Here is a 25,260-nt window from a genome sequence, read left to right on the forward strand (position 1 = left end):
TTTATCGTTTATGCAATTAAAATTACCTGACTGGATGCTGATGCAGCCGTCAGCCACGTCTACTTTTGACCGTAGTTATTTAGTCTTAGCTGTTGCTATGTATGCGATAGGCTTGGTCATGGTGATGAGTTCATCAATGCCGGTGGCTGAGCGATTATTCGATAATCCGTTCCACTTTTTTATTCGTCATGCCATTTATATTGTATTAAGCATCGGCATAGCGGCATTTGTTTTACAAATACCAATGAGTCGCTGGCATCAACATAGTGGTCATTTATTGATTTTAGCCATTAGTTTATTGATTGTCGTTTTACTCGTTGGTCGCACGGTAAATGGCTCCACTCGTTGGATTGTTATTGGACCTATCACTATTCAAGCGGCAGAGCCTGCTAAGTTATTTTTCTTCTGTTATCTATCTGCGTATATGGTAAGGCGTCGTGATGAAGTCATGGAAAACGTGAAAGGCTTTATTAAACCTTTGGTGGTTTTTGGTGCTCTAGCTGGCCTACTGTTATTCCAACCTGATTTAGGCACAGTAGTTGTGATGTTTGTAACTACATTTGGCTTGTTGTTTTTAGCGGGGGCGAAACTATGGCAGTTCATCTCCATTGCTGGTGTTGGTTTAATGGCCATTGGCGCACTCGCTTATTTTTCACCTTACCGATGGGCTCGTGTTACTGGCTTTTTAGACCCATGGGCTGACCCTTTTGGCACGGGATATCAATTAACACAATCGTTAATGGCTTATGGTCGTGGTGAATTACTGGGACAAGGTTTAGGTAACAGTATTCAAAAATTAGAATATTTACCCGAAGCACATACCGATTTCGTCATGGCGATTTTAGCGGAAGAGTTTGGCTTTGTCGGTGTTTCAGTTGTATTGATTTTGAGCATGATTTTAGTATTTAAAGCGTTGATGTTAGGTAGAAAAGCAATCCAAAAAGAAAAGTATTTTGAAGGCTTCTTTGCCTTTTCAATTGGTATTTGGTTTAGCTTTCAAACGGCAGTGAATGTTGGGGCAAGTGCAGGAATTGTTCCGACTAAAGGGTTAACTATGCCCTTGATCAGCTCAGGTGGTAGTTCAATGATTATTATGAGTATGGCCTTAGCTGCTTTAATTCGTATTGATCACGAAATTCGTTTGCAAAGTATTCAAGCTACGGCAGGTTACGGCAAAAAAGGGGGGCGCAGTAAATGACAACGGCTAAACGTCCCACGTTATTAATTATGGCTGGTGGTACAGGTGGGCATATTTTCCCAGGTATTGCTGTGGCCGAATATTTACAACAGCAAGGTTGGGATATTCATTGGTTAGGTACAGCAAAAAGAATGGAAGCTGAAATTGTACCGAAACATGGTTTTGATATTTCCTTTATCAATATTGCTGGATTAAGAAATAAAAACTGGCAAGCGTGGTTGAAAACACCGTTTAAATTAATGCAGTCGGTGATGCAGTCAATGGCGGTTATTCGCAAAGTAAAGCCTGATGTTGTGTTAGGCATGGGTGGGTATGCCAGTGCTCCTGGTGGTGTTGCTGCTTGGTTACTAAGAAAACCCTTAGTATTGCATGAACAAAATGCGGTGGCGGGTATGAGTAATCGTTTTTTAGCCAATATCGCCACAAAAGTGTTAAGTGCATTTCCGGGGGCATTTAAATCACGGGTTAAGCATCAAGTGGTTGGTAATCCTTTGCGTAGTGGTATTGTTGCACTAGAGCAAAATACTTCTGACAAACCCGCGAGCAGTAAAAAAGTGCTAGTAGTGGGTGGTAGCTTAGGCGCGCAAATATTGAATGAAACAGTGCCGCAAGCAATGAAACAAATTAAATTGCAAAATATTACCGTGTGGCATCAAACCGGTAAAGGCAATCAAACTTCGGTACTAAATAGTTACCAAGCATACGGTTTGCCAAAAGAGAACATTAAAGTAACTGAGTTTATCGAAGATATGGTACAAGCCTATGCTTGGGCTGATGTGGTTGTTTGTCGTGCAGGTGCGTTAACGGTTTCAGAATTAGCAATGGCAGCAAAACCTGCGATATTTGTTCCTTTGCCGCACGCGGTTGATGATCATCAAACAAAAAATGCCATGTATTTAGTCGAAAGAAATGCCGCAAAACTTATCACACAAAAAGAATTTAATGGTACTAGCTTAGCGCAAATGTTGAACAGTATATTTGTCTCCGATTCAGTAGTTAAGTCAATGTCTAAAGCGGCACATGATGCCTCACATGCTGACGCCACTATTCGAGTCGCTCAAACGTGTATTGAGTTGGTATCACCATGAGTAATGAAATGAGAAAAACGATAAATAAAACGTCGAGCAATGCGATGAACGCTTTGATAAAAATACCTGAAATGCGTCGAGTAAAGTCAATCCATTTTGTTGGTATTGGTGGTGCAGGTATGGGAGGTATTGCCGAAGTTTTACTGAATGAGGGTTATCAAATTACCGGTTCTGATATCGGTGAAAATCAAGTGGTGGCACGACTACGTAAACTCGGCGCTACTATCGCGATTGGTCATCATCAAGATAACGTTAAAGACGCTAGTGTTATTGTGGTATCAACGGCAATTGATCAAGAAAACCCTGAAATAAAACAAGCCGCAATATTACGTATTCCGGTAGTACGCCGTGCGGAAATGTTGGCTGAATTAATGCGTTTTCGTCATGGTGTCGCTATTGCTGGTACGCATGGAAAAACGACAACCACGAGTTTAATTGCCAGTATTTTTGCTGAAGGAGGGTTAGATCCAACCTTCGTTATTGGTGGTTTATTAAATAGTGCTGGCACGAATGCACGCTTGGGCACGAGTCGTTACCTTATTGCTGAAGCCGATGAAAGTGATGCGTCATTTCTTCACTTACAGCCTATGGTTGCGGTGATCACCAATATTGATGAAGACCACATGGAAACTTATCAAGGTGATTTTGAAAAGTTAAAAGATACCTATATCGAATTTTTACACAACTTGCCGTTTTATGGCCTTTGTGTGGTGTGTATTGATAATCCTGTTGTGCGAGAAATTTTACCTCGGATCGGTCGTCAAGTGATCACTTATGGCTTTTCAACCGATGCAGATGTCGTGGCAACAAATTATCAGCAAAATGGCGGAGTTAGTTACTTTACCGTTGAAAGAGAAGGTATGCCAGAACTTGATCTAAGCGTGAATTTACCGGGCCAACATAATGTTTTAAACGCGTTAGCCAGTATTGCAGTTGCCACCGATGAAGGTGTTGATGATGAAGCCATTGTTAATGCGCTGGGCAAATTTGCTGGCATCGGACGTCGCTTCGAACAATTAGCTGATTTAACGACCGATAAAGGAAAAATGGTCTTAGTTGATGATTATGGTCATCATCCTCGAGAAGTGGCAGCGACCATTAAAGCGATGCGCAATGGCTGGCCTGACAAACGTTTAGTGATGATTTTTCAACCTCATCGTTATTCTCGAACCCGTGATTTATATGAAGACTTTGTTGAAGTGCTGTCTCAAGTTGATTGTTTATTATTACTCGATGTATATGCCGCGGGAGAAACACCAATATTAAGTGCAGACAGTAAAAGTTTAGCACGCAGTATTCGTCAACGAGGACAGTTAGAACCTATTTACGTTGGTGATGTTGCTCAATTAGCAGATTTATTAAAAGCCCAGTTACAAGATGGAGACATGGTCATTACTCAAGGTGCTGGGAATATCGGCACTATTTCGCGTCAATTAGCGGTTAACCCTTTATTTATGGAGGGTGAAAATGACTAGTTCAACGATACATTGTGAAAAAATAGCCGTGTTATATGGTGGTGACTCTGCAGAGCGCGAAGTGTCTTTACGTTCAGGTGAGGCGATAGCGAAAGGCTTGAAACAGTCGGGTTATGATGTCGTGCTGGTTGATACAAAAGGTTACTGCTTATCACAGTTAAGCCAATTAAAAATCGATAGAGCGTTTATTGCGCTACATGGTCGTGGTGGCGAAGACGGTTGTATTCAAGGGGCTCTTGAGTTTATGGGGATTCCTTATACTGGCTCAGGTGTTCTAGGCTCGGCACTATCAATGGATAAAAATCGTAGTAAGCAAGTGATGCAAGCCCTAGGTTTGCCAACTGCACCATTCGTTATTGTTGAACAAACAGATTTTCACTCAGAAAACGTTAGCGAAATCCTTGAGCAATTAGGCGGCAAAGTTATGGTTAAACCCGCTCATGAAGGCTCGAGCATCGGCATGGCGATGGCGGAAACTACCGAGCAATTAAGCGAAGCTTTAAACGAGGCATTTGTTTTTGATGATGAGATTCTTGTTGAAGCATGGATTAATGGCCCTGAGTACACCGTAAGTATTTTAGGTGATGAAGCCTTACCCGCGATACATATGGAAACACCTAACGAATTTTATGATTATGATGCGAAATATCAAGCCAATACCACGCAATATCATTGTCCTTGCCATTTATCTCACAGTGATGAATCAACATTAAAGACATTAGCATTAAAAGCGTTCAAAGCAACGGGTGCGAAAGGTTGGGGACGCGTTGATGTTATGCGTAATGAAAAAAATGAATGGCAAATTTTGGAAGTGAATACCGTACCGGGTATGACAGAAACGTCATTGGTACCTAAAGCGGCTAAGGTACATGGGTTAAATTTTTCAGAACTGGTTTGTAAGATTATAGAACTGAGTAAACAGCAACGTAATAGTGCGAAAGAGCATTAAAAGCTAATACATATGACTAAGAAAAAAGAGCAATTAGCAATCACTAAAAACAATGAAGAAACATTGCATTGGAGCTTTTGGCTAGGTGTTAGTTTTTTTGTGTTAGTGATTGTTGCGATTTGTTCTTTAGGCTGGTTTGTTACCGATAAAATGTCAGCAGACGAGTCAGCTCCTGTTACCTCTGTGGTGATCAGCGGTGAAATGGTTTACACCCACAAAGCGGATATAGAACAAGCGATAGATAGCATTAATTTAAGTAACTTTTTTAATGTGGATGTTAACCAAGTACAAAATGAAGTGGCTAATTTACCTTGGGTATTTTCGGTTTCTGTACGGAAAAAATGGCCAAATGAGTTAAAAATTTATGTGGTGGATCAAACGCCAATTGCTTATTGGAATGGTGATTTTTTGATAAACCAACAAGGTGTTGCTTTTCAGGCAGATATCACTCGAATTCAACATCCTTTACCGGCATTTTATGGCCCAGAAGGTACTGAACTAGTAGCACTGGATAATTATATTAATTTAAGTGAATTACTTAATTATCGGGCTTTAGGGATAGATGAATTAGTGTTGTCGGAACGTTTTTCTTGGCAGTTAACCTTGAATGACGGCGTTACATTAAATTTAGGCAGAGAAGAAAGAGTACAACGTATTCAACGATTTATGGATGTATACCCATTAATCAAAAAGAATAAAAAAGCAGATCAACAAGTTGATTATGTTGATTTACGTTATGACACAGGGCTAGCCGTTGGCTGGAAACCCTCAACAGAAAAAGAAAGAGTTTAACGTTAATGTCAAAAGTACATGAAAGAAACCTCGTCGTAGGTCTAGACATTGGAACATCAAAAATATCCGTGGCTGTTGGAGAAATTACCCCTGACAAAAAGTTAAGTATTGTCGGTGTAGGAAATCAACCAGCGAGAGGCATGGATAAAGGTGGCGTTAATGATCTTAATTTAGTGATTCAGTCGATTCAACGAGCGATTAATGAAGCTGAATTGATGGCAGATTGTCAGATCACCTCAGTGTATTTAGGGATTTCAGGCAAACATATCAGTTGTCAAAATGAAAACGGTATGGTGCCAATCAATGATAAAGAAGTGATCCAAGAAGACGTTGATAATGTGATTCACACCGCGCGTTCAGTGCCTATTTCTGCAGAGCGGAGGATGTTGCATGTGCTTCCACAAGAATACTCAATTGACTGTCAAGACGGTATCAAAAGCCCTATTGGTATGTCAGGGGTAAGAATGGAAGCAAAAGTTCATATTGTCACGTGTGCCAATGATATGGCGAAAAATATCGTCAAATGTGTTGAGCGTTGCAACTTAAAAGTGGATCAACTGATATTTTCTGCCCTAGCCTCAAGTTATGCCGTGGTAACAGAAGATGAGAAAGAGCTGGGTATTTGTGTCGTTGATATTGGCGCTGGAACTATGGATATTTCCGTGTTTACTGGTGGTGCACTTCGCCATACAGCAGTGATCCCAGTAGCGGGTAACCAAGTAACGAGCGATATAGGTAAAATTTTTAGAACACCATTGAGTCATGCCGAAGAAATTAAAGTGCAATATGCCTGTGCGTTACGTCAATTGGTAAGCATGGAAGAAAATATAGAAGTGCCAAGTGTTGGTGGTCGTGTTGCTCGTTCTATGTCTCGTCATACCTTAGCTGAAGTTGTTGAACCGAGATATCACGAATTATTTGAACTGATCCAAGAAGAATTAAGAGAAAGTGGTTTAGAAGATCAAATTGCTGCAGGTTACGTGTTAACCGGTGGTACGTCAAAAATGGAAGGTGTCGTTGAGTTTGCAGAAGAAGTCTTTCAAATGCCGGTGCGAGTTGCTGTGCCACAAGATGTCTCAGGATTAAAAGAATACGTTAACGATCCAACGTACGCCACGGTTGTTGGTCTATTACATTATGGCATGCAAGCAAGTGAACAAGTGAATAATGAAACAAAATCAACGGAAGGCGTGGCAAGTATTGGTGCACGAATTTTAGCTTGGTTTAAAGGCGAATTTTAATTGTTGTTGAGTGGATATTTGGCTTAACGCAATTTTAACGAAAGAAGTAAAAAGAAGTACAAAGAAGTATTTTTAAAAAAGAAGTTTTGGTGGAACAAAACGATAATAATCGGAGAGAGAAAATGTTTGAATTAATGGAAGACCATAACGAAGAAGCAGTAATTAAAGTCATTGGTGTTGGTGGAGGCGGTGGAAACGCTGTTGAACACATGGTGTGTCAAACCATCGAAGGTGTAGAATTTATAACTGCCAATACTGACTCGCAAGCGTTACGAAACTCTTCAGCTAATGTCACCTTACAAATGGGCGGTGACGTGACTAAAGGTTTAGGTGCTGGAGCTAACCCAGAAATTGGCCGTCGTAGCGCTGAAGAAGATAGAGAAACCATTAAAGAAACCTTACAAGGCGCAGATATGGTTTTTATCGCTGCTGGTATGGGTGGTGGTACAGGTACTGGTGCTGCTCCCGTGGTTGCTGAAGTTGCGAAAGAAATGGGCATTTTAACGGTTGCTGTTGTTACTAAGCCTTTCCCTTTTGAAGGTAAGAAGCGAATGAATTATGCCGAGCAAGGTATCGAATTCTTATCAAAAAATGTTGATTCTTTGATCACTATCCCTAATGAAAAATTATTAAAAGTACTCGGGCCTGGTACTTCATTATTAGATGCTTTTAAAGCCGCAAATAATGTTTTATTAGGAGCGGTTCAAGGTATTGCGGAACTTATTACGCGTCCTGGACTCATAAATGTGGATTTCGCCGATGTTCGCACCGTAATGTCTGAAATGGGCACTGCCATGATGGGGTCTGGTTTAGCATCAGGTGAAGATCGTGCTGAAGAAGCTGCAGAAGCCGCTATTTCAAGTCCATTACTTGAAGATGTTGATCTTGCTGGTGCTCGCGGTATTTTAGTCAATATCACAGCTGGTATGGATATTAGTATTGACGAATTTGAAACGGTAGGTAATGCAGTAAAAGCATTTGCTTCTGAAAATGCGACTGTTGTTGTAGGTGCGGTGATTGATCCAGAAATGACTGAAGACTTACGCGTAACGGTAGTTGCAACGGGTATTGGTGCTGAACGTAAGCCTGATATCACTTTAGTGAATCCAGCGCCTGCTATGGAACCCATTGCGGTAGGTCAAGAGTTTATTGCTAATCCACAAACGGAAGTGAGCTCTCAACCAGTAACAATGCAAGAGGCAAATGCACAAGCACAAGCACAAAAGGTGCCTGCGGCGGATCTAGATAATTACCTAGATATTCCTGCATTTTTAAGAAAACAAGCGGATTAATTTATTTTTTAAATTAATAAATGCTGAAGTTTTGATTTTATTATGCTTTTTTGCTATATTATGCGCCCGTCATTATTCGACGACGTATTATAAGTAAAATATAGGCTTAAGAAGGCTGTTTATGATTAAACAACGTACCATTAAAGAAAGTATATCGGCAGTAGGTGTTGGTTTACACAAAGGCGAAAAGGTGCAGATCACTCTCCGACCTGCGCCAGCAAATACGGGTATCGTATTTCGTCGTGTAGATTTAAAACCTGTCGTTGATATTAAAGCGACACCTGAAGCAGTAGGTGAAACGACTTTATGTACATGTTTAGTGAATGAGCAAGGCGTTCAGATTTCCACCGTCGAACACTTGCTTTCTGCTGTTGCAGGTTTAGGAATTGATAACTTAGTTATTGATGTAGATTCTCCTGAAATTCCAATTATGGATGGCAGTGCACTACCGTTTGTTTATTTAATTCAATCGGTAGGCATCGAAACCTTAAATGTTGCTAAGCGCTTTATTCGTATCACGAACACCATCCGTGTCGAAGAAGGTGACAAATGGGCAGAATTAAAACCATATCAAGGTTTTAAGGTTAATTTTGCTATCGAATTTGAACATCCTGTTATCGCTAATACTTGCCAAACAATGAGTATGGATTTATCAAGCTGCTCATTTATTAAAGAAATTAGTCGCGCACGTACTTTCGGTTTTATGAAAGACATAGAATTTTTACGTTCTCATAATTTAGCCTTAGGTGGCAGCTTAGAGAATGCGATAGTACTGGATGAATATCGTATGTTGAACAAAGATGACTTACGTTATGATGATGAATTCGTGAAACATAAAATCTTAGATGCCATTGGTGATCTATACATGTGTGGTAGTAGTATTTTAGGCGAATTAAATGCGTTTAAATCAGGCCACGGTTTGAATAACTTATTACTGCGAGAAGTATTTAAACAAGTGGATTCATGGGAATGGGTTACTTACGAAAACGAAGTAAAATCTCCTATTGAATTTCAAGAAATAAGTGCCAATCAATTTTAAGAACTAAGTGTCTTACTAAAAAACTAGCGAATAAAGCTAGTTTTTTTATGTCTGAAAATTAACGAGATTGTAAAGTTAATTGGGTTTATTCGCTAAACGGGCGAGCTTTTGTAATTTTTTCTTTAAGCTTTCTGGCGCATTTTCTGCAATTTCATTTAATTGATTTGCGGTTTTTTGTGAAATATTCCTGACAACAGGAGGGTTAATTGGTTGTTTAATCGGCTGTTGGTTGCGATAAGGTGAAACTTTTATTTCAATCTGATTAAATTCACCTGCAGACACTTCCGATAACTTTTGACTGATTTTTACCCGTTCAAACTGTAATCGCTGGCCCCAAGTAGCAGAAATCACCTCAATAACGATAGAATTTTGTTTGAAATTGGCAATATGCCATACTTCTGCTGGCAGGTCGGGGCATGTTTGTCGTACAATATCTGCTAAGATAGTTAAAGAGTTGGTTTTTGCCGCTATTTGTGCCAAAGTGCCCGATGAAGATTTCATCAAGCTTGATGTGTCGAGTGGTTTTTTAGTTTTTCTAACCATAAATCAACCAGTTATATTTTATCATTCTGAATGACAAGAGTGATACTAAACGAAATAAAGAGAGTTATGAGTTTAACACTACTATACCGTGGAAAAAATGTTAGATTTTCAATGAAATTAAATAAATTTCATTGGTTATCAGCCATTGTAATTTTTTCTATCGTATCAGGTTTTGTTGTACACCTGCTTATTTCTTCAGACGCCAAACCTAATTTACCGCTTTATAGTATCAAAGATAATACTCACCAAGTCGAAAAACCTAGTGAGATTAACGATCAACAAGTGGTTGCTTTAACCATGAAGTTGGCCGAATTACAAAGCCAAGTTTTACGGTTAAATGCGTTGGGCGATCGCCTTGCAGAGCAAGCTAATATTCCTGAAAATGAATTTAATTTTGAAGCCTTACCGCCTAGTGGCGGTCCAATGATTCAAAGTCAGGGCAGTGAAAAAAGAAGTTTAGTTGAGTTATTAGCCGATATATCAAAAGTTGAATTAGCACTGTCATTTGAAGAAAAACAACTTGAGATGCTTGAATCTATTACTTTGGGTCACCATATAGAAAATATGAGCTATTTATCGGGTAGACCAATTAAAAAAGGGTGGCTTTCATCTTATTTTGGTACCCGTAAAGATCCGTTCAATGGTCAACCTGCAATGCACAAAGGTATTGATTTTGCTGGTAAGGAAGATGCTGACATCATTACTACTGCATCAGGCGTTGTCACTTGGGCCGCAAAACGTTATGGCTACGGAAATTTGATAGAAATAAATCACGGTAAAGGGATAAAAACCCGATACGGTCACAATAAAAAAATATTGGTAAAAGTGGGTGATGTTGTCAGTAAAGGGCAAGTCATTGCTAAAATGGGAAGCACAGGTCGTTCTACAGGCCCTCATGTACATTATGAGATTCTCCGTAATAACACTCAAATAGACCCAATTAAGTACGTTTATCGAAAAGCTAAATAGTTTTTTGTATAATATTTTTTCTGTGATCGGCCTTGGCCGATCACTTTTATTTTGAAGCAAACAATATGCTTCGCGATTTTATAAAATGGTTAAAACAAGATGTTTGTAAATTTAATGACAAAACTGTTTGGTAGTCGTAATGATCGATTAATCAAACAAATGCAAAAAGAAGTTGTAAAAATAAATGCACTAGAGCCAGTTTTACAAGCACTGAGTGATGAAGAATTAAAAGCAAAAACAACTGAATTTAAAGAACGTATTGCTAAAGAAGAAACATTAGACAGCATATTGCCTGAAGCATTTGCCGTTGTTAGAGAAGCAAGTAAACGTGTTTTTGGTATGCGCCATTTTGACGTGCAAATGATCGGCGGCATGGTGCTTAACAATGGTAAAATTGCTGAAATGCGTACCGGTGAAGGTAAAACCTTAACCGCCACTTTACCGGCATATTTAAATGCATTAACAGGCAAAGGTGTTCACGTAATTACCGTCAACGACTACCTTGCTAGTCGTGATGCCGATTGGGCTAGACCATTATTTACATTCTTAGGAATGACCGTTGGTTGTAATATTCCTGGCATGTCTCCACAAGAGAAGCAAGCGGCTTACCAATCAGATATTACTTACGGAACCAACAATGAATTTGGTTTCGATTACCTACGTGACAATATGGCGTTTTCGCCAGAAGAACGCGCACAAAAGCCATTAAACTTTGCCATTATTGATGAAGTGGATTCAATCCTGATTGATGAGGCGCGTACACCACTTATTATATCTGGCCAAGCAGAAGACAGCTCTGAACTTTATAAAATGATCAATACCGTTGTTCCTACATTAGAGCAACAAAATGAAGAAGATAAAGACGAAGAAACAGGCCAAAAAGAAGACTTTGTTGAAGGTGACTTCACTATTGATGAAAAAGCCAAACAAATTTACTTAACCGAACGCGGTCAAATTCGCATTGAACAAATCATGCAAGAAAAGAATTTGATTGAAGAAGGCGATTCATTATTCTCCGCCAGTAATATCACTTTACTTCATCATGTCATGGCCGCTTTACGTGCTCATAAATTATTCCAAAAAGATGTTGATTATATCGTTAAAGACGACGAAATTATTATTGTAGATGAGCATACTGGTCGAACAATGGAAGGACGTCGTTGGTCTGAAGGTTTACATCAAGCGGTAGAAGCGAAAGAAGGTGTTAATATTCAAAATGAAAACCAAACACTGGCCTCTATTACTTTCCAAAACTTTTTCCGTTTATACAATAAATTATCTGGTATGACAGGTACTGCCGATACAGAAGCTTTCGAATTTAATCATATTTATGGTTTAGAAACGGTTGTTATTCCAACGAATCAGCCGATGATCCGAAAAGATTTACCTGATCTAATTTATTTAACCGCAGAAGAAAAATTTGAAGCCATTCTTGAAGACATTCAAGATTGTGTGAAGCGTGGTCAACCTGTCCTTGTCGGTACTATTAGTATTGAAACGTCAGAATTCTTATCTTCATTTTTGAAGAAAGCTAAGATTAAACACAAAGTACTAAACGCTAAATTTCACCAACAAGAAGCCGAAATTGTTGCCGATGCCGGTAAAGTTGGTGCGGTAACTATTGCTACCAATATGGCCGGTCGTGGTACGGATATTGTCTTAGGGGGTAATTTTGATGCCATTGTTGATAAGTTAAAAAATCCTACAGAAGAAAATATCGCGAAAGCGAAAGAAGCTTGGCAAGCCGAGCACGATAAAGTACTTGAATTAGGCGGCTTACATATTGTTGCCACGGAACGCCATGAATCCCGTCGTATTGATAACCAATTACGTGGTCGCTCGGGTCGCCAAGGTGATGCTGGTTCAACACGCTTTTACTTATCGATGGAAGATGGCTTAATGCGTATTTTCGCATCAGAGCGTATTACCAACATGATGCGTAAGCTTGGTATGGAACGTGGTGAAGCTATTGAACATCCTTGGGTGACAAAAAGTATTGAAAATGCGCAACGAAAAGTGGAAGGGCGTAACTTCGATATTCGTAAACAATTATTAGAATTTGATGACGTTTCTAACGATCAACGTAAAGTTATTTACGAACAACGCAATGAATTAATGGATGAATCTGATATTAAAGAGGTTATCTCGGCAATTCGCGCTGATGTTGTTAATGGTATTATTGATCAACATATTCCACCTCAATCGTTAGAAGAGATGTGGGATGTTGCTGGCTTGGAAGAGCGTTTTAAAGGTGACCTAACCATTGAAATGCCGATAGCGCAATGGTTAAAAGAAGACACTAAGCTGCACGAAGAAACACTCAGAGAGAAAATTTTAGCGACGGTTGAAGAGCAATACGAAGCTAAAGAAGCTATGGTGGGGCCTGAAGTTTTACGTCAGTTTGAAAAAGCCGTTATGTTGCAAAGTTTAGATTCTCATTGGAAAGAACATTTAGCGGCTATGGATCATTTACGCCAAGGTATTCATTTACGTGGTTATGCTCAAAAGAATCCGAAACAAGAATTTAAACGTGAGTCATTTGAATTATTTTCTGAATTATTAGAGAACTTAAAATATGACGTCATCGGGATTTTAAGTAAAGTGCAAATTCGTGCTGAATCGGATGTTGAAGCAGTAGAAGAGCAACACCGTAAAGCGGATGAAGTGCCAAAAGAGTTTTCTCATGAATCATCTGAGGCTGCCACTTCACCAAAACCGCAAACTCCACGTGTTGGACGAAATGAACCTTGTCCGTGTGGCTCAGGTAAGAAATATAAACAGTGTCACGGTAAATTGAGTTAATTAAAATTCATCTTGTCGTTGTAAAACTTAATTTCATTGTTAGCAGTACTCATTGACTAGCGTCAACTCCGCGCTTCTTCCTCGAAATTAAACCATACAACTTAAAGTTGAATATTTAATGGAACAAATAAAGAAACTTTGAAAATGCCAATCACATGATTGGCATTTTTGTTTAAAGAAAGTGATTTATCACAGCGTGTGAAAAACTAAATTGAGAGAAAGTATGAAATTAGTACATGTTGCCGTTGGTGTTATCGTTTCAGAGGGTGAGGTTTTTTTGACTAAACGCTTAGAACACGTCCATCAAGGTGGAAAATGGGAATTCCCAGGTGGTAAGGTTGAAGCAGGCGAATCTGTCGCTCAAGCGCTTCATAGAGAGCTTAAAGAAGAAATTGCTATCGATGTATTATCATGTATGCCTTTACTTGAAATAGTCCATGATTATGGCGATAAGGCGGTGAAGTTAGAGGTTTTCTTAGTCGATAACTTTCAAGGAGAGCCTACGGCACAAGAAGGTCAACAACAAGCTTGGTTTCATGTTAATGAATTGAGTGAAATTGACTTCCCTGACGCGAACATTAGCATTGCTGAGAAACTTAAAGCATTGTACGCTCAACGTTAGTTGAGCATACTCGCTATGTCATACTATTCTGGTTCGACAAAAAATTTATTATGTTGTAAAAATTCATCTTCTAATGCATCTAACATTTCTTCGCTAATTTGCACATCTTTTTGAACGGGTTGAGAAATTTTATGGTTTTCATCAGCCCAATCGCCTAAATCAATCAATTGGCAACGTTTGCTACAAAATGGTCGAAATTCATTTTCAGGTAACCATTGAACTTGTTTATCACAGGTCGGGCAAGGGACTTTTAACGTCATAAGAATATTTCTTTGGAAAAATAACAAGGATTATAAAAAAAACACCACTGGGTTACTAGCACTAACAACGCGCTAATTGAAATAGCACTTGTTGATCAAAATATTTTCGTCCGGTTTCATTACATGGCAGCATGAATCGAATGGAATAACGGAATTTATTGCCACTGACTGTCGGGTAATAATTAGCACCTTTCGCTACTTTGATGCGTAGTAGCAAGATCCCTTCACCATTGTCTTGATAAAAGCCACTTTGACATTGAACATCTTCAAAATTGGTCCGTTGTCTAATAAACTTTAAAATCAGGGCTAATGATGAAAAAATTTGTGCTAATAATGATAACCAATGATGAATATCTTTTTCGATGTCAGCGTGTGGACGATTAAGCCATAAAGTCAGTTGTGGCAAATCAAAACTACAACTACCGCCTTGCATGGCATAACGTTGCTTTAAAGTAGAGAGAAACTTATCTTCTTTAAGTTGCGCCCATTGTGGCGTTGGGTTTTTTAGTTGGCATAGTAAAGAAACAGATTGTTTTAAATTATCTTCTAAAATGCTGTTATCTATATTTGGTGCTCGCGACCAAATGACAAGATTTTGTTCTAATTTTTCCAGATCTTTGATTAACTCGCCTCGAATATCATTTCGTTCTAAAGTGTCTAAGATGGCAAAGAAAGAAGAGAAAAAGATTTGATGGCTAAGGTTGATATCGCATTGCAAACAATCTTTTGCTTGAGAATATAATTGCTCAAGTTTTAAATAGTTTCTAATACGCTCATTGAGCGGATGTTCATACAATACAGACGACATTTTGAAACGCTTTAGCTTAATGATTTAACAGAGTATTATTTCTATACTACCTATAGACTTAACAAATGGCTAATATTTTTACTTTTTGAAAGATTGTTCAGCAAGATCATCTGTTTTGGCTTGGTTTTGGTAATGTTTATGTAAAGTTGTCACCTGAGCTTTTATTTGTTGTAAATCCGCTGATTCATTATCAATCACTTGATTCGCTAACCCTATGCGTTTTTCCCGACTAATCTGACTATTGATAATGGCGTTAACTTCTTGTTGATCACTGTTATCTCGCCGACAAGTTCGCTTTAGTTGTGTATCGACAGAAACATCAACCACTAGCACAGTATTGACTAAAACGTGTAAGTTATTCTCTAGCAATAATGGGGCTGATAAGATGCAGTAATCTCCTGATGCTGCTGATAATGCCGATAAAATTGATTGTCTAATTAACGGGTGTAATAAAGCGTTTAGCCATTTTTTTTCGTCATCATTGGCAAATACTTTACTGCGTAAGGCGCTTCTATTTAATTCACCGTTTTCAAGTAAAATTTCTTGGCCAAAATGTTGCGCGATTGCTGTTAGGGCTTCGCTGTTAGGGGTTACGACTTGACGCGCGATAATATCTGCATCTATGATTTCGATTCCTAAGTCAGCAAACATATTTGATACGGTTGTTTTACCGCTACCAATGCCACCTGTTAAACCAACAATGTACTTTGCCATTATTAAACTCGTTAGATGTATTTAATCGTTTTTATTTTGTTATAGGCTCATTGGCTTTAAGGCATGATGAAACTTAAATAACTTTGCCAAATCCCTTCACCCCAAAGCAAACAAATCCAACCCGCAATGGCTAAATATGGACCAAAAGGAATGGCTTGTTCGCGTGCGTGATTTTTAAAAATCATTAATGATATGCCAATAATGGCACCGACAGCAGAAGCCATGAGTATTAATAAAGGCAATAACTGCCAACCCATCCAAGCACCGAAGACAGCCAATAATTTAAAATCACCATGACCCATACCTTCTTTACCTGTGATTAGCTTGAATAACCAAAAAACCGAGAATAAACTCATATAACCTGCAACAGCACCAATAACCGCTTGATCAAGTGGAACAATTGTCCCGTTGATATTGATTAATAGTCCTAACCATAAAAGTGGATAAGTAAATTGATCAGGCAATAACATATGATCAAAATCAATCATGGTTAAACAGATAAGGCCCCACGTGAGAATTAACACGTAAAAAGTAATAGGAGTGACCCCATACTGCAAAGCTACTACAACGCTTAGTCCAGCAGTTGCTGCTTCAATAATTGGGTAGCGAATAGAAATAGCGGTTTTACATTGACTGCATTTACCCTTTAAAAATAACCAACTGATAATGGGAATATTTTCGTAATAACGAATTTCATGGTTGCAATGTAGGCAAGTGGAATTTGGTTTTGATAAGGTGATTGATTCCGTTTTCTTTGCTTTTTCCGTGGTATCTTTTAGTTCATCAGCCAGAAACTCTCGGCATTCTTTATACCAACCTTGTTCTAACATCTTTGGAAAGCGAAATATAACGACATTTAAAAAGCTGCCAATAGTTAAGCCAACAATAACAACGGTTATATAAAAACTTAAAGGGTAATACTCAAAGGCAGTAATAACATCAGAAAACACGGAGAACCTACTTGCAATACTTGAATTGAAAAGAGTGTGGCGATACGTTCTCGCCACAGTGAATTACGTGATACTTTCATTGATAAAAAGTGATTAAACGACCATACCAATTTGGAATATAGGCAGGTACATTGCCACTATTAAACCGCCGATAACCACCCCTAAGACCGCCATTATCATAGGTTCTAATAGAGCGGTTAAATTGTCTACGGCATCATCGACTTGTTGCTCGTAGACCGTGGCTACTTTTGCTAACATATCATCAACCGCGCCTGATTCTTCACCAATAGCCACCATTTGAATTACCATATCAGGGAATATACTACAATTTCGCATGGCTAAGTTCATTTGCATCCCTGAAGTTACTTCTGAGCGAATTTCTAAAATGGCATCGCGAAATACCGCATTGCCTGACGCGCCAGCTGCAGACTCTAAAGCATCCGGTAACGGTACACCGGCAGCAAAGGTAGTGGCAAGGGTACGAGCATAACGCGCGACGGCGGCTTTTTCTAAAATATCACCCACCACAGGTAATTTTAAAATTTTCTTATCGACACTATCACGAAATTTTTGACTTTTTAAATGCGCTTTTTTGAAAAGGTACATCGCCGCAAAAATAGCACCGAGTCCTATATACCAATAAGCCTGCATAAAATCGGAGATAGCTAAAACTAGTAATGTAAAAGAGGGTAATTCTGCGCCGAAACTATCAAAGATTTCTTTAAACACCGGCACAACAAAAATTAATAAAATAGAGGTAACAATAGCGGCAACGACTAATACTGCAATTGGATAAGTCATGGCCTTTTTTATTTTAGCTTTTAATGCTTCGGCTTTTTCTTTATAGGTAGCAACACGATCATAAATGGTTTCCAGCGCACCGGATTGTTCCCCTGATTGCACTAAGTCGCAATACAAACTATCGAAATATTTAGGATGTTCACGTAAACATTCTGATAATGGAATACCTGATTGTAACTTAACGCTGATCTCACCTAACAGTTTTTGCATATTGCCATTATTATGCCCTTTACCTATCATTTCTATCGATTGCACTAAAGGTACACCAGCGCCTAACATAGTGGCTATTTGACGAGTAACTACTGCGATATCGGCGGGGACAATCTTTTTATCGCCACCTAAGCCAAATAAAGCCTTAGGCTTTTTCTTAACTTTCCCAGGGGTAACGCCTTGTTTTCTTAATTGCGCTTTTAATTCCAGCATACTCGCAGCAGACAGTTCGCCACTTACTTTTTTGCCTTTGCGATTCACCCCTTGCCATTGAAAGACATCGAGTTCTTTTGTGGTGGCGATTTTTTGTTTTGCTGAAGCTGCAGCTGCCATATAAACCCCTAGTAGTTATACTCGATTAACGCTCATCTAATATTCGAACTTATACCAAATATTAGCGCATAGCAATTGTTGCTAACCTACTGCTTACATTTTGAACGCTAAAAATCTAGTTGCAATTTTGCTTTATGAATTTGTCACGCGATTAATTTCTTCTAAACTCGTCATGCCTTGCATAGCTTTTTTAATGCCAGATTGCCTTAAGTTATCAAAACCTTCTTTTTGACATTGTGCAGCAATATCTAACGAATTACCGCCTTCCATAATAATATTAGCCACTTGTTCGCCAATTTTAATCACTTCATAAATACCGACACGGCCTTTATAACCACCAGTACATTGCTCACAACCGACAGGTTTAAATAGTGTAAATTGACCAATTTTATCTTCTGGGAAACCTTGTTTAAGTAATTCCGCTTCTGGAATAACTTCTTCTGTTTTACATTGGGTGCATAACCGACGTGCTAAACGCTGAGCAATAATAATACTGACAGAGCTGGCTACGTTATAGGAAGGCACTCCCATATTAAGTAAACGAGTCAAGGTTTCAGCGGCTGAATTAGTATGTAGGGTGGATAATACTAAGTGACCAGTTTGAGCAGCTTTGATAGCAATTTCAGCGGTTTCTAGATCTCGAATTTCACCTACCATGACAATATCGGGATCTTGACGAAGAAAAGAGCGTAGTGCGCTTGGAAACGTTAAACCAGCTTTAGTGTTTATTTGTACTTGGTTAATCCCTTCTAAGTTAATTTCTACCGGATCTTCGGCGGTGGAAATATTACGCTCTTGGGTATTTAATATATTTAAACCGGTATAAAGAGATACGGTTTTACCCGAACCGGTTGGGCCTGTAACTAATATCATGCCTTGTGGCTGGGCGAGAGCATCCATATAGATTTTTTTCTGCTCAGCCTCGTAGCCAAGCATATCGATACCAAGCATGGCACTGGAAGAGTCTAAGATCCGCATTACAATTTTTTCGCCCCACATGGTGGGTAGGGTACTGACACGAAAATCGATGGATTTACGTTTGGATAACGCCAATTTTATCCGACCATCTTGCGGCACACGACGTTCGGCAATATCAAGCTTAGACATAACTTTTAATCGGGCTGCCATTCGAGATGACAATGAAATAGGCGGTTTAGCAACTTCGGTTAAAATGCCATCAACGCGAAATCGAATACGATAAGATTTTTCGTAAGGTTCAAAATGTAAATCTGAGGCGCCTTTTTTAATCGCATCGAGCAGTATTTTATTAATATAAACAACGATAGGGGCATCTTCTTTACCGCCAGTAGCGCCGTCGCTGTCATCTTCGGTTCTTTCTTCTTGAACATCAATGCCAGAGAGTTCTTCAGTATCAATATCACTGATATCTAATGCATCGCTTTCTTCTTCTAATACTTTATCAATACAGGCATGTAAACTTTTTTCATTGGTCAGTACTAATTCAGTGGTAAAGCCGGTATTAAATTGAATTTCTTCAAGTGCGTCTAAATTGGTTGGATCCGACATAGCAACAAACAACACTTTACCACGTAAAAATAACGGTAAGGCATTATGTTTGCGGATCAGCTTTTCATTGCGAATACCTTCTGGGACTAAGCTCGTATCGAAATGTTGTAAATCTATGAGCGCATAGCCAAAACTTCGCGATAAAATACTGGCTATATTTTGGGCGTCAAAGTTTTTATCTTCAACCAGATAACGTACAAAAGGTTTTTTCTGCTGAATAAAATCAGCACTGATTTCATCTAGTCGCTCTGTAGGCACTAAATTATGCTTAGATAAAGCCGATAAAACACTTGATTGTTGATGCAGTCCCTTCATAAGGCTTTGGTAATACTCAAATAATTACTATCAATCACAGTGTAACGTATTTTTGTATGAAAAAACAAAAACAGTTATTTATAAAATAAAAAAGCTCCAATTAAGGAGCTTTGAGAAATATGTTTTATGTTAACAAACACCAGCTGCTAAACAAGTACTATTTGGGTCAACGGCCCAAGTAACCGATTTATTTGTAGTTACTGTAGGTACTAGGATGTAGGTTTTACTATCCACTTCTGCACCACCAGTAGCAGTTACTTTACCATCAGTCGCCATAGCTACTGTAGATACATTAGATGCATCAGCTGAACCGGTTAATGCTCCTTTAACAGCAGCACCAGCAGCGGTAGTACCACCATCAGCACATGCAGTAAGAGTATTACCATTTTGAATACATAGAGAGAAGGCAGTTTTAACTGGACTAGTTGCAAGTATTACTTCACTGAATTTTGCTTTTTTAGTGTAAGTATTATAAGCCGGTAATGCTACCGCGGCTAAAATACCGATAATCGCAACTACGATCATCAATTCAATTAATGTAAAACCTTTGTTAGTTTTTGCTGTTGCTAAGTTTTGTAATGTTTTTTTCATAATAATTAAATCCATACTCTAATTACGGGGGCTGACTTCATACTGCGACAAAATTTGTGAAATGTAAAATTTTGTATCGATTTTTTTTGCATTTTTTTACTTTTTTTTCAAAAAAGTCCATTTTTAGGCGAAATCAGCTTGATTTTTAACAGAATGTTTACGAATTTTTTTTGCCTTTAATGGTAAAAAAATTGGTTCAAGTAAAAAGTAGTTGAAAAATAGTTAAATGATTACTGCTAACATGCCAAGAAAATTTATGATTTTGATTGAGGGAGTCAAAAAGTTAGTTAAGCAAGTTTTTACTTACCGAATAAACTGTTTGGTATAAAAAAAACGGGCTGATCGTGAACAATTGGCCCGTTTTTTTGATGATATGAATTCAATCAGACAAAACGCATTGAAAGATCAACGGCGTTGACATGTTTTGTAAGCGCACCTGACGAAATAAAATCAACGCCAGCTTTGGCATAGGTGGTTAATGTTTCTATGGTCATATTGCCGGATACTTCTAGCTTTGTTTTACCTTGAGATATATCGGCTGTTAACTTAACTGCTTGTTCTATCATCTCAGGAGTAAAATTATCTAACATAATAATATCCGCTTGGGCATTTAACGCTTGAGTTAGTTCTTCAATACTCTCTACTTCAACTTCAACGGTAATGCTAGGGTGGTTTGATTTTGCTGTGCTGATCGCTTTTGCAATACCACCACAAGCGGCGATGTGATTTTCTTTAATTAAAAAAGCGTCAAATAACCCAATACGATGATTAACGCCACCGCCACATTTTACCGCGTATTTTTGTGCGCTACGTAAACCTGGTATCGTTTTTCTGGTATCTAATAACTTCGTATTAGTGCCTGATAAACATTCAACATATTTACAAGTAGTTGTTGCTGTACCAGATAAGCTTTGTAAAAAATTGAGTGCGGTACGTTCACCGGTCAGTAGAGCTCGTGCATTGCCTGATAATTCAAATAAGGTGGTATTGGCTTTAACCGCTTGTCCGTCAGTAACGAACCAAGTGATTTTTGTCGCTTGTTCTCCGGTAAAACCAAAGGCGTTATCAAGTTGTAAAAAAACTTGATTTACCCACTCTACGCCACAGATCACACATTCATCACGGCAAATAATATTAGCAACTGCTTGATTGTCTGCCGGGATCAGTTCGGCAGTAATATCAAGGGTATTGGTTATTTCTGTAGGTTGAGTGACGCCAAGATCTTCACATAATGCCCAAGCAACAGTTTGCTCAATATCGTGTTGAAGTTCTGATGAATGTTGAGAAGAGGTCATTAAATTTTCGCTTAATAATTTTAAAAGGGTAAAACACTAACGCTCACGTAAAATGAGCAAGTTTCCTGATTGACTAAATTCTACCTTTTTTAAGGCACTCATGCCCAATAGAATTTCATTTGATTTCATACCTGGGTTAATACTTGCGCTGATATTATATAAAAACAAGTTGCCAATATTAAGTTGGTCTATCATCGTTTTATACACTCTGACATTACCATTAGCGGTTTGTGCAATATGACTTCCTTGACTAGTTAATTGTAATTTGTCAGCAATATGAGCAGGAATTGATACATTTGTCGCGCCCGTATCAAGAAGAAAGGTTACGTTTTGATTATTAATTTTGCCTTGAGTAACATAGTGACCTTGCTTATTTTGCAATAATCTCACTTCTGCTTTTCCAGATTCAGTTAGACGATACTCAGGTTGTGCATTCGGATTCCATTGCTTTTCCAAAATATCTTGAAAGACAAACACCAGTAAAGCTAACACTATTAACCATGCAATCCAGATAAATATTTTGCCCATTTTATTGGTACTTATTTCTGGTTGTGATGTCATTAGCTTTAATTTCCTTGCGATCATTTAACGTTGCGGCGGTACCGTGTTACAGCAATTGCGTGATTTGTCGTTGCAGTTTATAACCTTGGCTTTGAATACACACATACAAACAGTATGATAGTGAGTATATCAATATTTATTGTGCGATTTGTATGCCTAAACCAACAATTTCTCAATCTGACGCAATTATGACTATCAATCAAGGATGGTTAGAGCAGGCTGAAAAATGTATTTCACCTCATTATGACCAACGTGAGCACTGTGCAAGTGACGAAATATCTTTACTTGTGATCCATAATATTTCACTTCCTGCAAGGCAATTTGGTGGTCAGTATATTTCTGATTTATTTTTAGGCCAGTTAGATCCCCAAGCTCATCCGAGTTTTGAAGAAATTTATCAATTACGCGTATCGGCCCATTGCCTTATTCGTCGTGATGGCCAAATTATTCAATATGTTTCTTTTAATGACCGAGCCTGGCATGCGGGTGTGTCAAACTATCAAGGCAAAGAAAAGTGCAATGATTTTTCCATAGGAATAGAGCTGGAAGGTGCGGATGATATTCCTTATACTAACGAACAATATCAACAACTTAGCCAGTTAACTTTATCACTGATCACCACTTACCCTTTAATAGCGGGTAATATCACTGGTCATTGTGATATTGCACCGAGTAGAAAAACAGATCCTGGTGATGCCTTTGATTGGCAAAAGTATCAGCAAATGATATTAAATAACTAGTTCACGAATAAATAACGACCGAGTGTAAAGCTTGTTACTTACTTTTTTGCTTTTTAAGCATAATAATATAATAAATACCGATAACATTAATGGATAATAAACATGAGCCTAATTAGTTTACTTATTGCTTTAGCGGCAGAACGCTATTTATCTTCTTCTGCTTGGCAGTTTTCTGCATATTATTCTCGTTATCATGCGTTATTTCAGCGCTATTTAGCCTTGGGCTCGCCTAGCAAGTCAGTGTTAGCTAATAGCATATTTTTACTTTTACCTGTTATCGGTTGTTACTTTCTATTAAGTGTTGTTGACAATAGTTTAATACACCTTGTGATCTCAACATTACTCTTAATTTTGTGTTTTGGCTGTGTAAAAACGCGAGATATTTATAAACAATATTTAATGGCTGCTTTTCGAGGGGAAACAACCACGTGTGATATGCATCATAAACAATTATTACAGGATAAAAACTTACCTGATATGGGCTTTGGGCAAGCGTTAATTTGGCTCAATTATCGCTACTTTATTGCAATCATGATCTTTTTTGTTGTTTTTGGTGCACCGGGCGCTTTATTTTACCGACTGTTAAGTCAGTTAAATGAAGCAAGCGATGAACAAGAAAGTGAGAAAAATGAAACCGATGAGCCTGAAATTAGCAATGCGGATAAAAGCGTCGATGACACTATTGAAGCGACAACGGAATATCAACGTAGCGAAGATGAACTAAAGGTCAGTGAATATAATCAGCAATTACTTTTCTGGTTAGATTGGCTACCTGTTCGGATGCTTGCTTTTGGCTATATGCTAGTAGGGCACTTTTCACGAGCCTTACCTGTGTGGTTGGAAAACTTCTTTGATGTAGGAAAATTACCACATAATGTATTAATTAGTGTTGCCGAGAAATCTGAAGATTTTATGGTTGATGTCAATGATTGTACTGCTGAGCCCTGTTTGTTGGTTCGATTAGCAAAACGATCTTTATTATTGTGCTTTTCAATTATTGCATTGCTGATTCTTACTGGGGTTATTAGTTAAATTATAATTATTTTCTTAACGTTATAGCCGTAACTTCTATCCCTATAAGTTACGGCTTTCTCACTCTTTTTTAATCTGTTTTACTCTTTTTAACGCAGTTCTTTCACTAAAAAAAGCGACTTTACTGATCAATTTACAGTTGTTTTTTTAGCCAGCTGAACTATGTTCTATTTACAAAATCAAAATATTTTGTTATTTTTACGTCACTTTTTACAATGGTAATACCAATTGACCGCGAGTTTTTTGCTTGTTTTTAAAAGAGTATTTATCAAATTAGGTAAAGATTTTACATTATGGTCCTAGCCAATATTAAACAACCAGTGAAGCAAGCAAAACTCTCAGATGTGATTCAATCACAACTGGAAGCGATGATCTTGGAAGGTAGTTTAATCGCGGGCCAAAAGTTACCACCTGAACGCGAATTAGCCATTCAATTTGATGTTTCTCGCCCCTCGCTTCGCGAAGCCATTCAAAAATTAGAAGCCAAAGGTTTAGTGACACGCAAACAAGGCGGTGGCACTTTTGTCAGTGAACAAATTCTCAAAGGCTTTTCTGATCCTCTTTTTGATTTAATGGCACAAAGTAATGAGTCGCAATTTGATTTATTAGAGTTTCGTCATGGTATCGAAGGAATGTCTGCTTATTATGCGGCAATGCGTGGCACGGCCGCAGATTTTGATGAAATTAAAAGCAAACATGAAGCGATTGGCAATGCCCAACTTGAAAATGACTATTGTGATGAAGCGAAAGCGGTATATGAATTTTATTTAGCGATATGCTCGGCATCACATAATGGTGTGATTTTGCATTTAGCGAGAAGTATGTCTTCAATTGTCATTGATAATATCGAGCAGAACTTAACAATACTGGCTCAACGACCTGATATTTTTGCGAAAATTGCTGAGTATCGAACCCGTTTACTCGACGCAATTGTCAGTGGGCAACCTCAAAAAGCTTGGGGTGCCAGTCACCGCCATTTAGCTTTTATTGAAGAAGTATTATTGAATTTAACGGAAGAACAGAGTCGGATGCAACGCTCAATGCGTCGTATGCAAAAGATTTGATAAAAGAAATTGGTTTTTATTTGTTTTCTAAGAACCTAACAAGAAATAG

The 25,260-nt window shown here is 38.3% G+C and carries 24 protein-coding genes; 14 read left to right on the top strand and 10 right to left on the bottom strand.

The window, feature by feature from the left end; translation table 11 throughout:
- Window positions 1-10: 10 nt before the first annotated feature.
- The 8 genes from ftsW (at window position 11) to lpxC (ending at window position 9,074) form a co-directional block, all read left to right on the top strand.
- Window positions 11-1,198 carry a cell division protein FtsW gene (gene ftsW / locus ABXH06_RS04345; RefSeq protein WP_503012485.1) on the top strand — a complete coding sequence of 396 codons (1,188 nt, stop codon included), beginning with the start codon at window positions 11-13 and terminating at the stop codon, window positions 1,196-1,198.
- Window positions 1,195-2,286 (top strand): undecaprenyldiphospho-muramoylpentapeptide beta-N-acetylglucosaminyltransferase, encoded by a 1,092-nt coding sequence (murG, locus tag ABXH06_RS04350; RefSeq protein ID WP_311579384.1) that lies wholly within the window; start codon window positions 1,195-1,197, stop codon window positions 2,284-2,286. The genes ftsW and murG overlap by 4 nt, the downstream gene beginning before the upstream one ends.
- Window positions 2,287-2,330: 44 nt before the next feature.
- Window positions 2,331-3,761, top strand: coding sequence for a UDP-N-acetylmuramate--L-alanine ligase (gene murC / locus ABXH06_RS04355; protein ID WP_353517520.1), 1,431 nt, complete (start codon window positions 2,331-2,333; stop codon window positions 3,759-3,761).
- Window positions 3,754-4,710, top strand: coding sequence for a D-alanine--D-alanine ligase (locus ABXH06_RS04360; RefSeq protein ID WP_353517412.1), 957 nt, complete (start codon window positions 3,754-3,756; stop codon window positions 4,708-4,710). The genes murC and ABXH06_RS04360 overlap by 8 nt, the downstream gene beginning before the upstream one ends.
- Before the next feature lie 12 nt (window positions 4,711-4,722).
- Window positions 4,723-5,502, top strand: a complete 780-nt coding sequence (locus ABXH06_RS04365) for a cell division protein FtsQ/DivIB (RefSeq protein ID WP_353517413.1) — start codon at window positions 4,723-4,725, stop codon at window positions 5,500-5,502.
- Window positions 5,503-5,507: 5 nt separating this feature from the next.
- Entirely contained in the window at window positions 5,508-6,743 is a 1,236-nt protein-coding gene (gene ftsA / locus ABXH06_RS04370; RefSeq protein WP_311579391.1) for a cell division protein FtsA, read from the top strand.
- Window positions 6,744-6,865: 122 nt separating this feature from the next.
- Window positions 6,866-8,035, top strand: a complete 1,170-nt coding sequence (gene ftsZ, locus ABXH06_RS04375; RefSeq protein ID WP_353517414.1) for a cell division protein FtsZ — start codon at window positions 6,866-6,868, stop codon at window positions 8,033-8,035.
- Window positions 8,036-8,156: 121 nt separating this feature from the next.
- Window positions 8,157-9,074: a UDP-3-O-acyl-N-acetylglucosamine deacetylase gene (gene lpxC, locus ABXH06_RS04380; protein WP_353517415.1), complete on the top strand. Its 918-nt coding sequence runs from the start codon at window positions 8,157-8,159 to the stop codon at window positions 9,072-9,074.
- A 75-nt stretch (window positions 9,075-9,149) separates the two neighbouring features.
- On the opposite strand, the gene ABXH06_RS04385 is transcribed toward lpxC, so the two are convergent.
- Complete coding sequence (locus tag ABXH06_RS04385) at window positions 9,150-9,617, bottom strand: DUF721 domain-containing protein (RefSeq protein ID WP_311579401.1); 468 nt, start codon at window positions 9,615-9,617, stop codon at window positions 9,150-9,152.
- Between the two features lie 111 nt (window positions 9,618-9,728).
- Here ABXH06_RS04385 and ABXH06_RS04390 point away from each other — a divergent pair, with 111 nt between their 5' ends.
- From ABXH06_RS04390 to mutT, 3 genes are all read left to right on the top strand, one after another.
- On the top strand, window positions 9,729-10,586 hold the full coding sequence (locus ABXH06_RS04390) for a M23 family metallopeptidase (protein WP_353517416.1): 858 nt from the start codon (window positions 9,729-9,731) through the stop codon (window positions 10,584-10,586).
- A 99-nt stretch (window positions 10,587-10,685) separates the two neighbouring features.
- Window positions 10,686-13,388: a preprotein translocase subunit SecA gene (gene secA / locus ABXH06_RS04395; RefSeq protein WP_311579407.1), complete on the top strand. Its 2,703-nt coding sequence runs from the start codon at window positions 10,686-10,688 to the stop codon at window positions 13,386-13,388.
- 223 nt (window positions 13,389-13,611) lie between these two features.
- Entirely contained in the window at window positions 13,612-14,010 is a 399-nt protein-coding gene (mutT, locus tag ABXH06_RS04400) for an 8-oxo-dGTP diphosphatase MutT (protein WP_353517417.1), read from the top strand.
- 23 nt (window positions 14,011-14,033) lie between these two features.
- Here mutT and yacG read toward each other — a convergent pair whose 3' ends face one another.
- From yacG to ABXH06_RS04445, 9 genes are all read right to left on the bottom strand, one after another.
- The gene (yacG, locus tag ABXH06_RS04405) at window positions 14,034-14,270 is read right to left on the bottom strand and encodes a DNA gyrase inhibitor YacG (protein ID WP_311579413.1); all 237 of its coding nucleotides are present in this window, start codon (window positions 14,268-14,270) and stop codon (window positions 14,034-14,036) included.
- Window positions 14,271-14,331: 61 nt separating this feature from the next.
- Window positions 14,332-15,078 carry a cell division protein ZapD gene (zapD, locus tag ABXH06_RS04410; RefSeq protein WP_311579416.1) on the bottom strand — a complete coding sequence of 249 codons (747 nt, stop codon included), beginning with the start codon at window positions 15,076-15,078 and terminating at the stop codon, window positions 14,332-14,334.
- 78 nt (window positions 15,079-15,156) lie between these two features.
- Window positions 15,157-15,792 carry a dephospho-CoA kinase gene (gene coaE / locus ABXH06_RS04415; RefSeq protein WP_353517418.1) on the bottom strand — a complete coding sequence of 212 codons (636 nt, stop codon included), beginning with the start codon at window positions 15,790-15,792 and terminating at the stop codon, window positions 15,157-15,159.
- Between the two features lie 56 nt (window positions 15,793-15,848).
- A complete protein-coding gene (locus ABXH06_RS04420) occupies window positions 15,849-16,742 on the bottom strand; it encodes a prepilin peptidase (protein WP_353517419.1) in 894 nt (297 codons plus the stop codon).
- A 93-nt stretch (window positions 16,743-16,835) separates the two neighbouring features.
- The gene (locus ABXH06_RS04425) at window positions 16,836-18,086 is read right to left on the bottom strand and encodes a type II secretion system F family protein (RefSeq protein ID WP_353517420.1); all 1,251 of its coding nucleotides are present in this window, start codon (window positions 18,084-18,086) and stop codon (window positions 16,836-16,838) included.
- 132 nt (window positions 18,087-18,218) lie between these two features.
- Window positions 18,219-19,928 carry a type IV-A pilus assembly ATPase PilB gene (gene pilB / locus ABXH06_RS04430; protein ID WP_353517421.1) on the bottom strand — a complete coding sequence of 570 codons (1,710 nt, stop codon included), beginning with the start codon at window positions 19,926-19,928 and terminating at the stop codon, window positions 18,219-18,221.
- Between the two features lie 129 nt (window positions 19,929-20,057).
- Window positions 20,058-20,519: a pilin gene (locus tag ABXH06_RS04435; protein WP_353517422.1), complete on the bottom strand. Its 462-nt coding sequence runs from the start codon at window positions 20,517-20,519 to the stop codon at window positions 20,058-20,060.
- Between the two features lie 383 nt (window positions 20,520-20,902).
- Entirely contained in the window at window positions 20,903-21,814 is a 912-nt protein-coding gene (nadC, locus tag ABXH06_RS04440; RefSeq protein ID WP_311579431.1) for a carboxylating nicotinate-nucleotide diphosphorylase, read from the bottom strand.
- Between the two features lie 36 nt (window positions 21,815-21,850).
- Window positions 21,851-22,375: a retropepsin-like aspartic protease family protein gene (locus ABXH06_RS04445; protein WP_353517423.1), complete on the bottom strand. Its 525-nt coding sequence runs from the start codon at window positions 22,373-22,375 to the stop codon at window positions 21,851-21,853.
- 152 nt (window positions 22,376-22,527) lie between these two features.
- Here ABXH06_RS04445 and ampD point away from each other — a divergent pair, with 152 nt between their 5' ends.
- The 3 genes from ampD (at window position 22,528) to pdhR (ending at window position 25,211) form a co-directional block, all read left to right on the top strand.
- Window positions 22,528-23,115: a 1,6-anhydro-N-acetylmuramyl-L-alanine amidase AmpD gene (gene ampD, locus ABXH06_RS04450; protein WP_353517424.1), complete on the top strand. Its 588-nt coding sequence runs from the start codon at window positions 22,528-22,530 to the stop codon at window positions 23,113-23,115.
- Window positions 23,116-23,217: 102 nt separating this feature from the next.
- Window positions 23,218-24,147: a beta-lactamase regulator AmpE gene (gene ampE / locus ABXH06_RS04455; protein ID WP_311579440.1), complete on the top strand. Its 930-nt coding sequence runs from the start codon at window positions 23,218-23,220 to the stop codon at window positions 24,145-24,147.
- A 293-nt stretch (window positions 24,148-24,440) separates the two neighbouring features.
- Window positions 24,441-25,211, top strand: a complete 771-nt coding sequence (pdhR, locus tag ABXH06_RS04460) for a pyruvate dehydrogenase complex transcriptional repressor PdhR (RefSeq protein ID WP_432280224.1) — start codon at window positions 24,441-24,443, stop codon at window positions 25,209-25,211.
- Window positions 25,212-25,260 lie beyond the last annotated feature (49 nt).

This window comes from Thalassotalea sp. SU-HH00458, from assembly GCF_040362795.1.
In the GTDB taxonomy this organism is placed as follows: Bacteria; Pseudomonadota; Gammaproteobacteria; order Enterobacterales; family Alteromonadaceae; genus Thalassotalea_H; species Thalassotalea_H castellviae.

Coding starts and splice junctions, on each gene's coding strand:
- ftsW (WP_503012485.1), top strand. CDS start 11: ATGCAATTAAAATTACCTGACTGGATGCTGATGCAGCCGTCAGCCACG.
- secA (WP_311579407.1), top strand. CDS start 10,686: ATGTTTGTAAATTTAATGACAAAACTGTTTGGTAGTCGTAATGATCGA.
- ABXH06_RS04360 (WP_353517412.1), top strand. CDS start 3,754: ATGACTAGTTCAACGATACATTGTGAAAAAATAGCCGTGTTATATGGT.
- ABXH06_RS04435 (WP_353517422.1), bottom strand. CDS start 20,519: ATGAAAAAAACATTACAAAACTTAGCAACAGCAAAAACTAACAAAGGT.
- coaE (WP_353517418.1), bottom strand. CDS start 15,792: ATGGCAAAGTACATTGTTGGTTTAACAGGTGGCATTGGTAGCGGTAAA.
- ABXH06_RS04390 (WP_353517416.1), top strand. CDS start 9,729: ATGAAATTAAATAAATTTCATTGGTTATCAGCCATTGTAATTTTTTCT.
- lpxC (WP_353517415.1), top strand. CDS start 8,157: ATGATTAAACAACGTACCATTAAAGAAAGTATATCGGCAGTAGGTGTT.
- pdhR (WP_432280224.1), top strand. CDS start 24,441: ATGGTCCTAGCCAATATTAAACAACCAGTGAAGCAAGCAAAACTCTCA.
- ABXH06_RS04445 (WP_353517423.1), bottom strand. CDS start 22,375: ATGACATCACAACCAGAAATAAGTACCAATAAAATGGGCAAAATATTT.
- ftsA (WP_311579391.1), top strand. CDS start 5,508: ATGTCAAAAGTACATGAAAGAAACCTCGTCGTAGGTCTAGACATTGGA.
- mutT (WP_353517417.1), top strand. CDS start 13,612: ATGAAATTAGTACATGTTGCCGTTGGTGTTATCGTTTCAGAGGGTGAG.
- ftsZ (WP_353517414.1), top strand. CDS start 6,866: ATGTTTGAATTAATGGAAGACCATAACGAAGAAGCAGTAATTAAAGTC.
- murC (WP_353517520.1), top strand. CDS start 2,331: ATGAACGCTTTGATAAAAATACCTGAAATGCGTCGAGTAAAGTCAATC.
- pilB (WP_353517421.1), bottom strand. CDS start 19,928: ATGAAGGGACTGCATCAACAATCAAGTGTTTTATCGGCTTTATCTAAG.
- nadC (WP_311579431.1), bottom strand. CDS start 21,814: ATGACCTCTTCTCAACATTCATCAGAACTTCAACACGATATTGAGCAA.
- ampD (WP_353517424.1), top strand. CDS start 22,528: ATGCCTAAACCAACAATTTCTCAATCTGACGCAATTATGACTATCAAT.
- ABXH06_RS04425 (WP_353517420.1), bottom strand. CDS start 18,086: ATGGCAGCTGCAGCTTCAGCAAAACAAAAAATCGCCACCACAAAAGAA.
- murG (WP_311579384.1), top strand. CDS start 1,195: ATGACAACGGCTAAACGTCCCACGTTATTAATTATGGCTGGTGGTACA.
- ABXH06_RS04385 (WP_311579401.1), bottom strand. CDS start 9,617: ATGGTTAGAAAAACTAAAAAACCACTCGACACATCAAGCTTGATGAAA.
- zapD (WP_311579416.1), bottom strand. CDS start 15,078: ATGTCGTCTGTATTGTATGAACATCCGCTCAATGAGCGTATTAGAAAC.
- ampE (WP_311579440.1), top strand. CDS start 23,218: ATGAGCCTAATTAGTTTACTTATTGCTTTAGCGGCAGAACGCTATTTA.
- ABXH06_RS04365 (WP_353517413.1), top strand. CDS start 4,723: ATGACTAAGAAAAAAGAGCAATTAGCAATCACTAAAAACAATGAAGAA.
- yacG (WP_311579413.1), bottom strand. CDS start 14,270: ATGACGTTAAAAGTCCCTTGCCCGACCTGTGATAAACAAGTTCAATGG.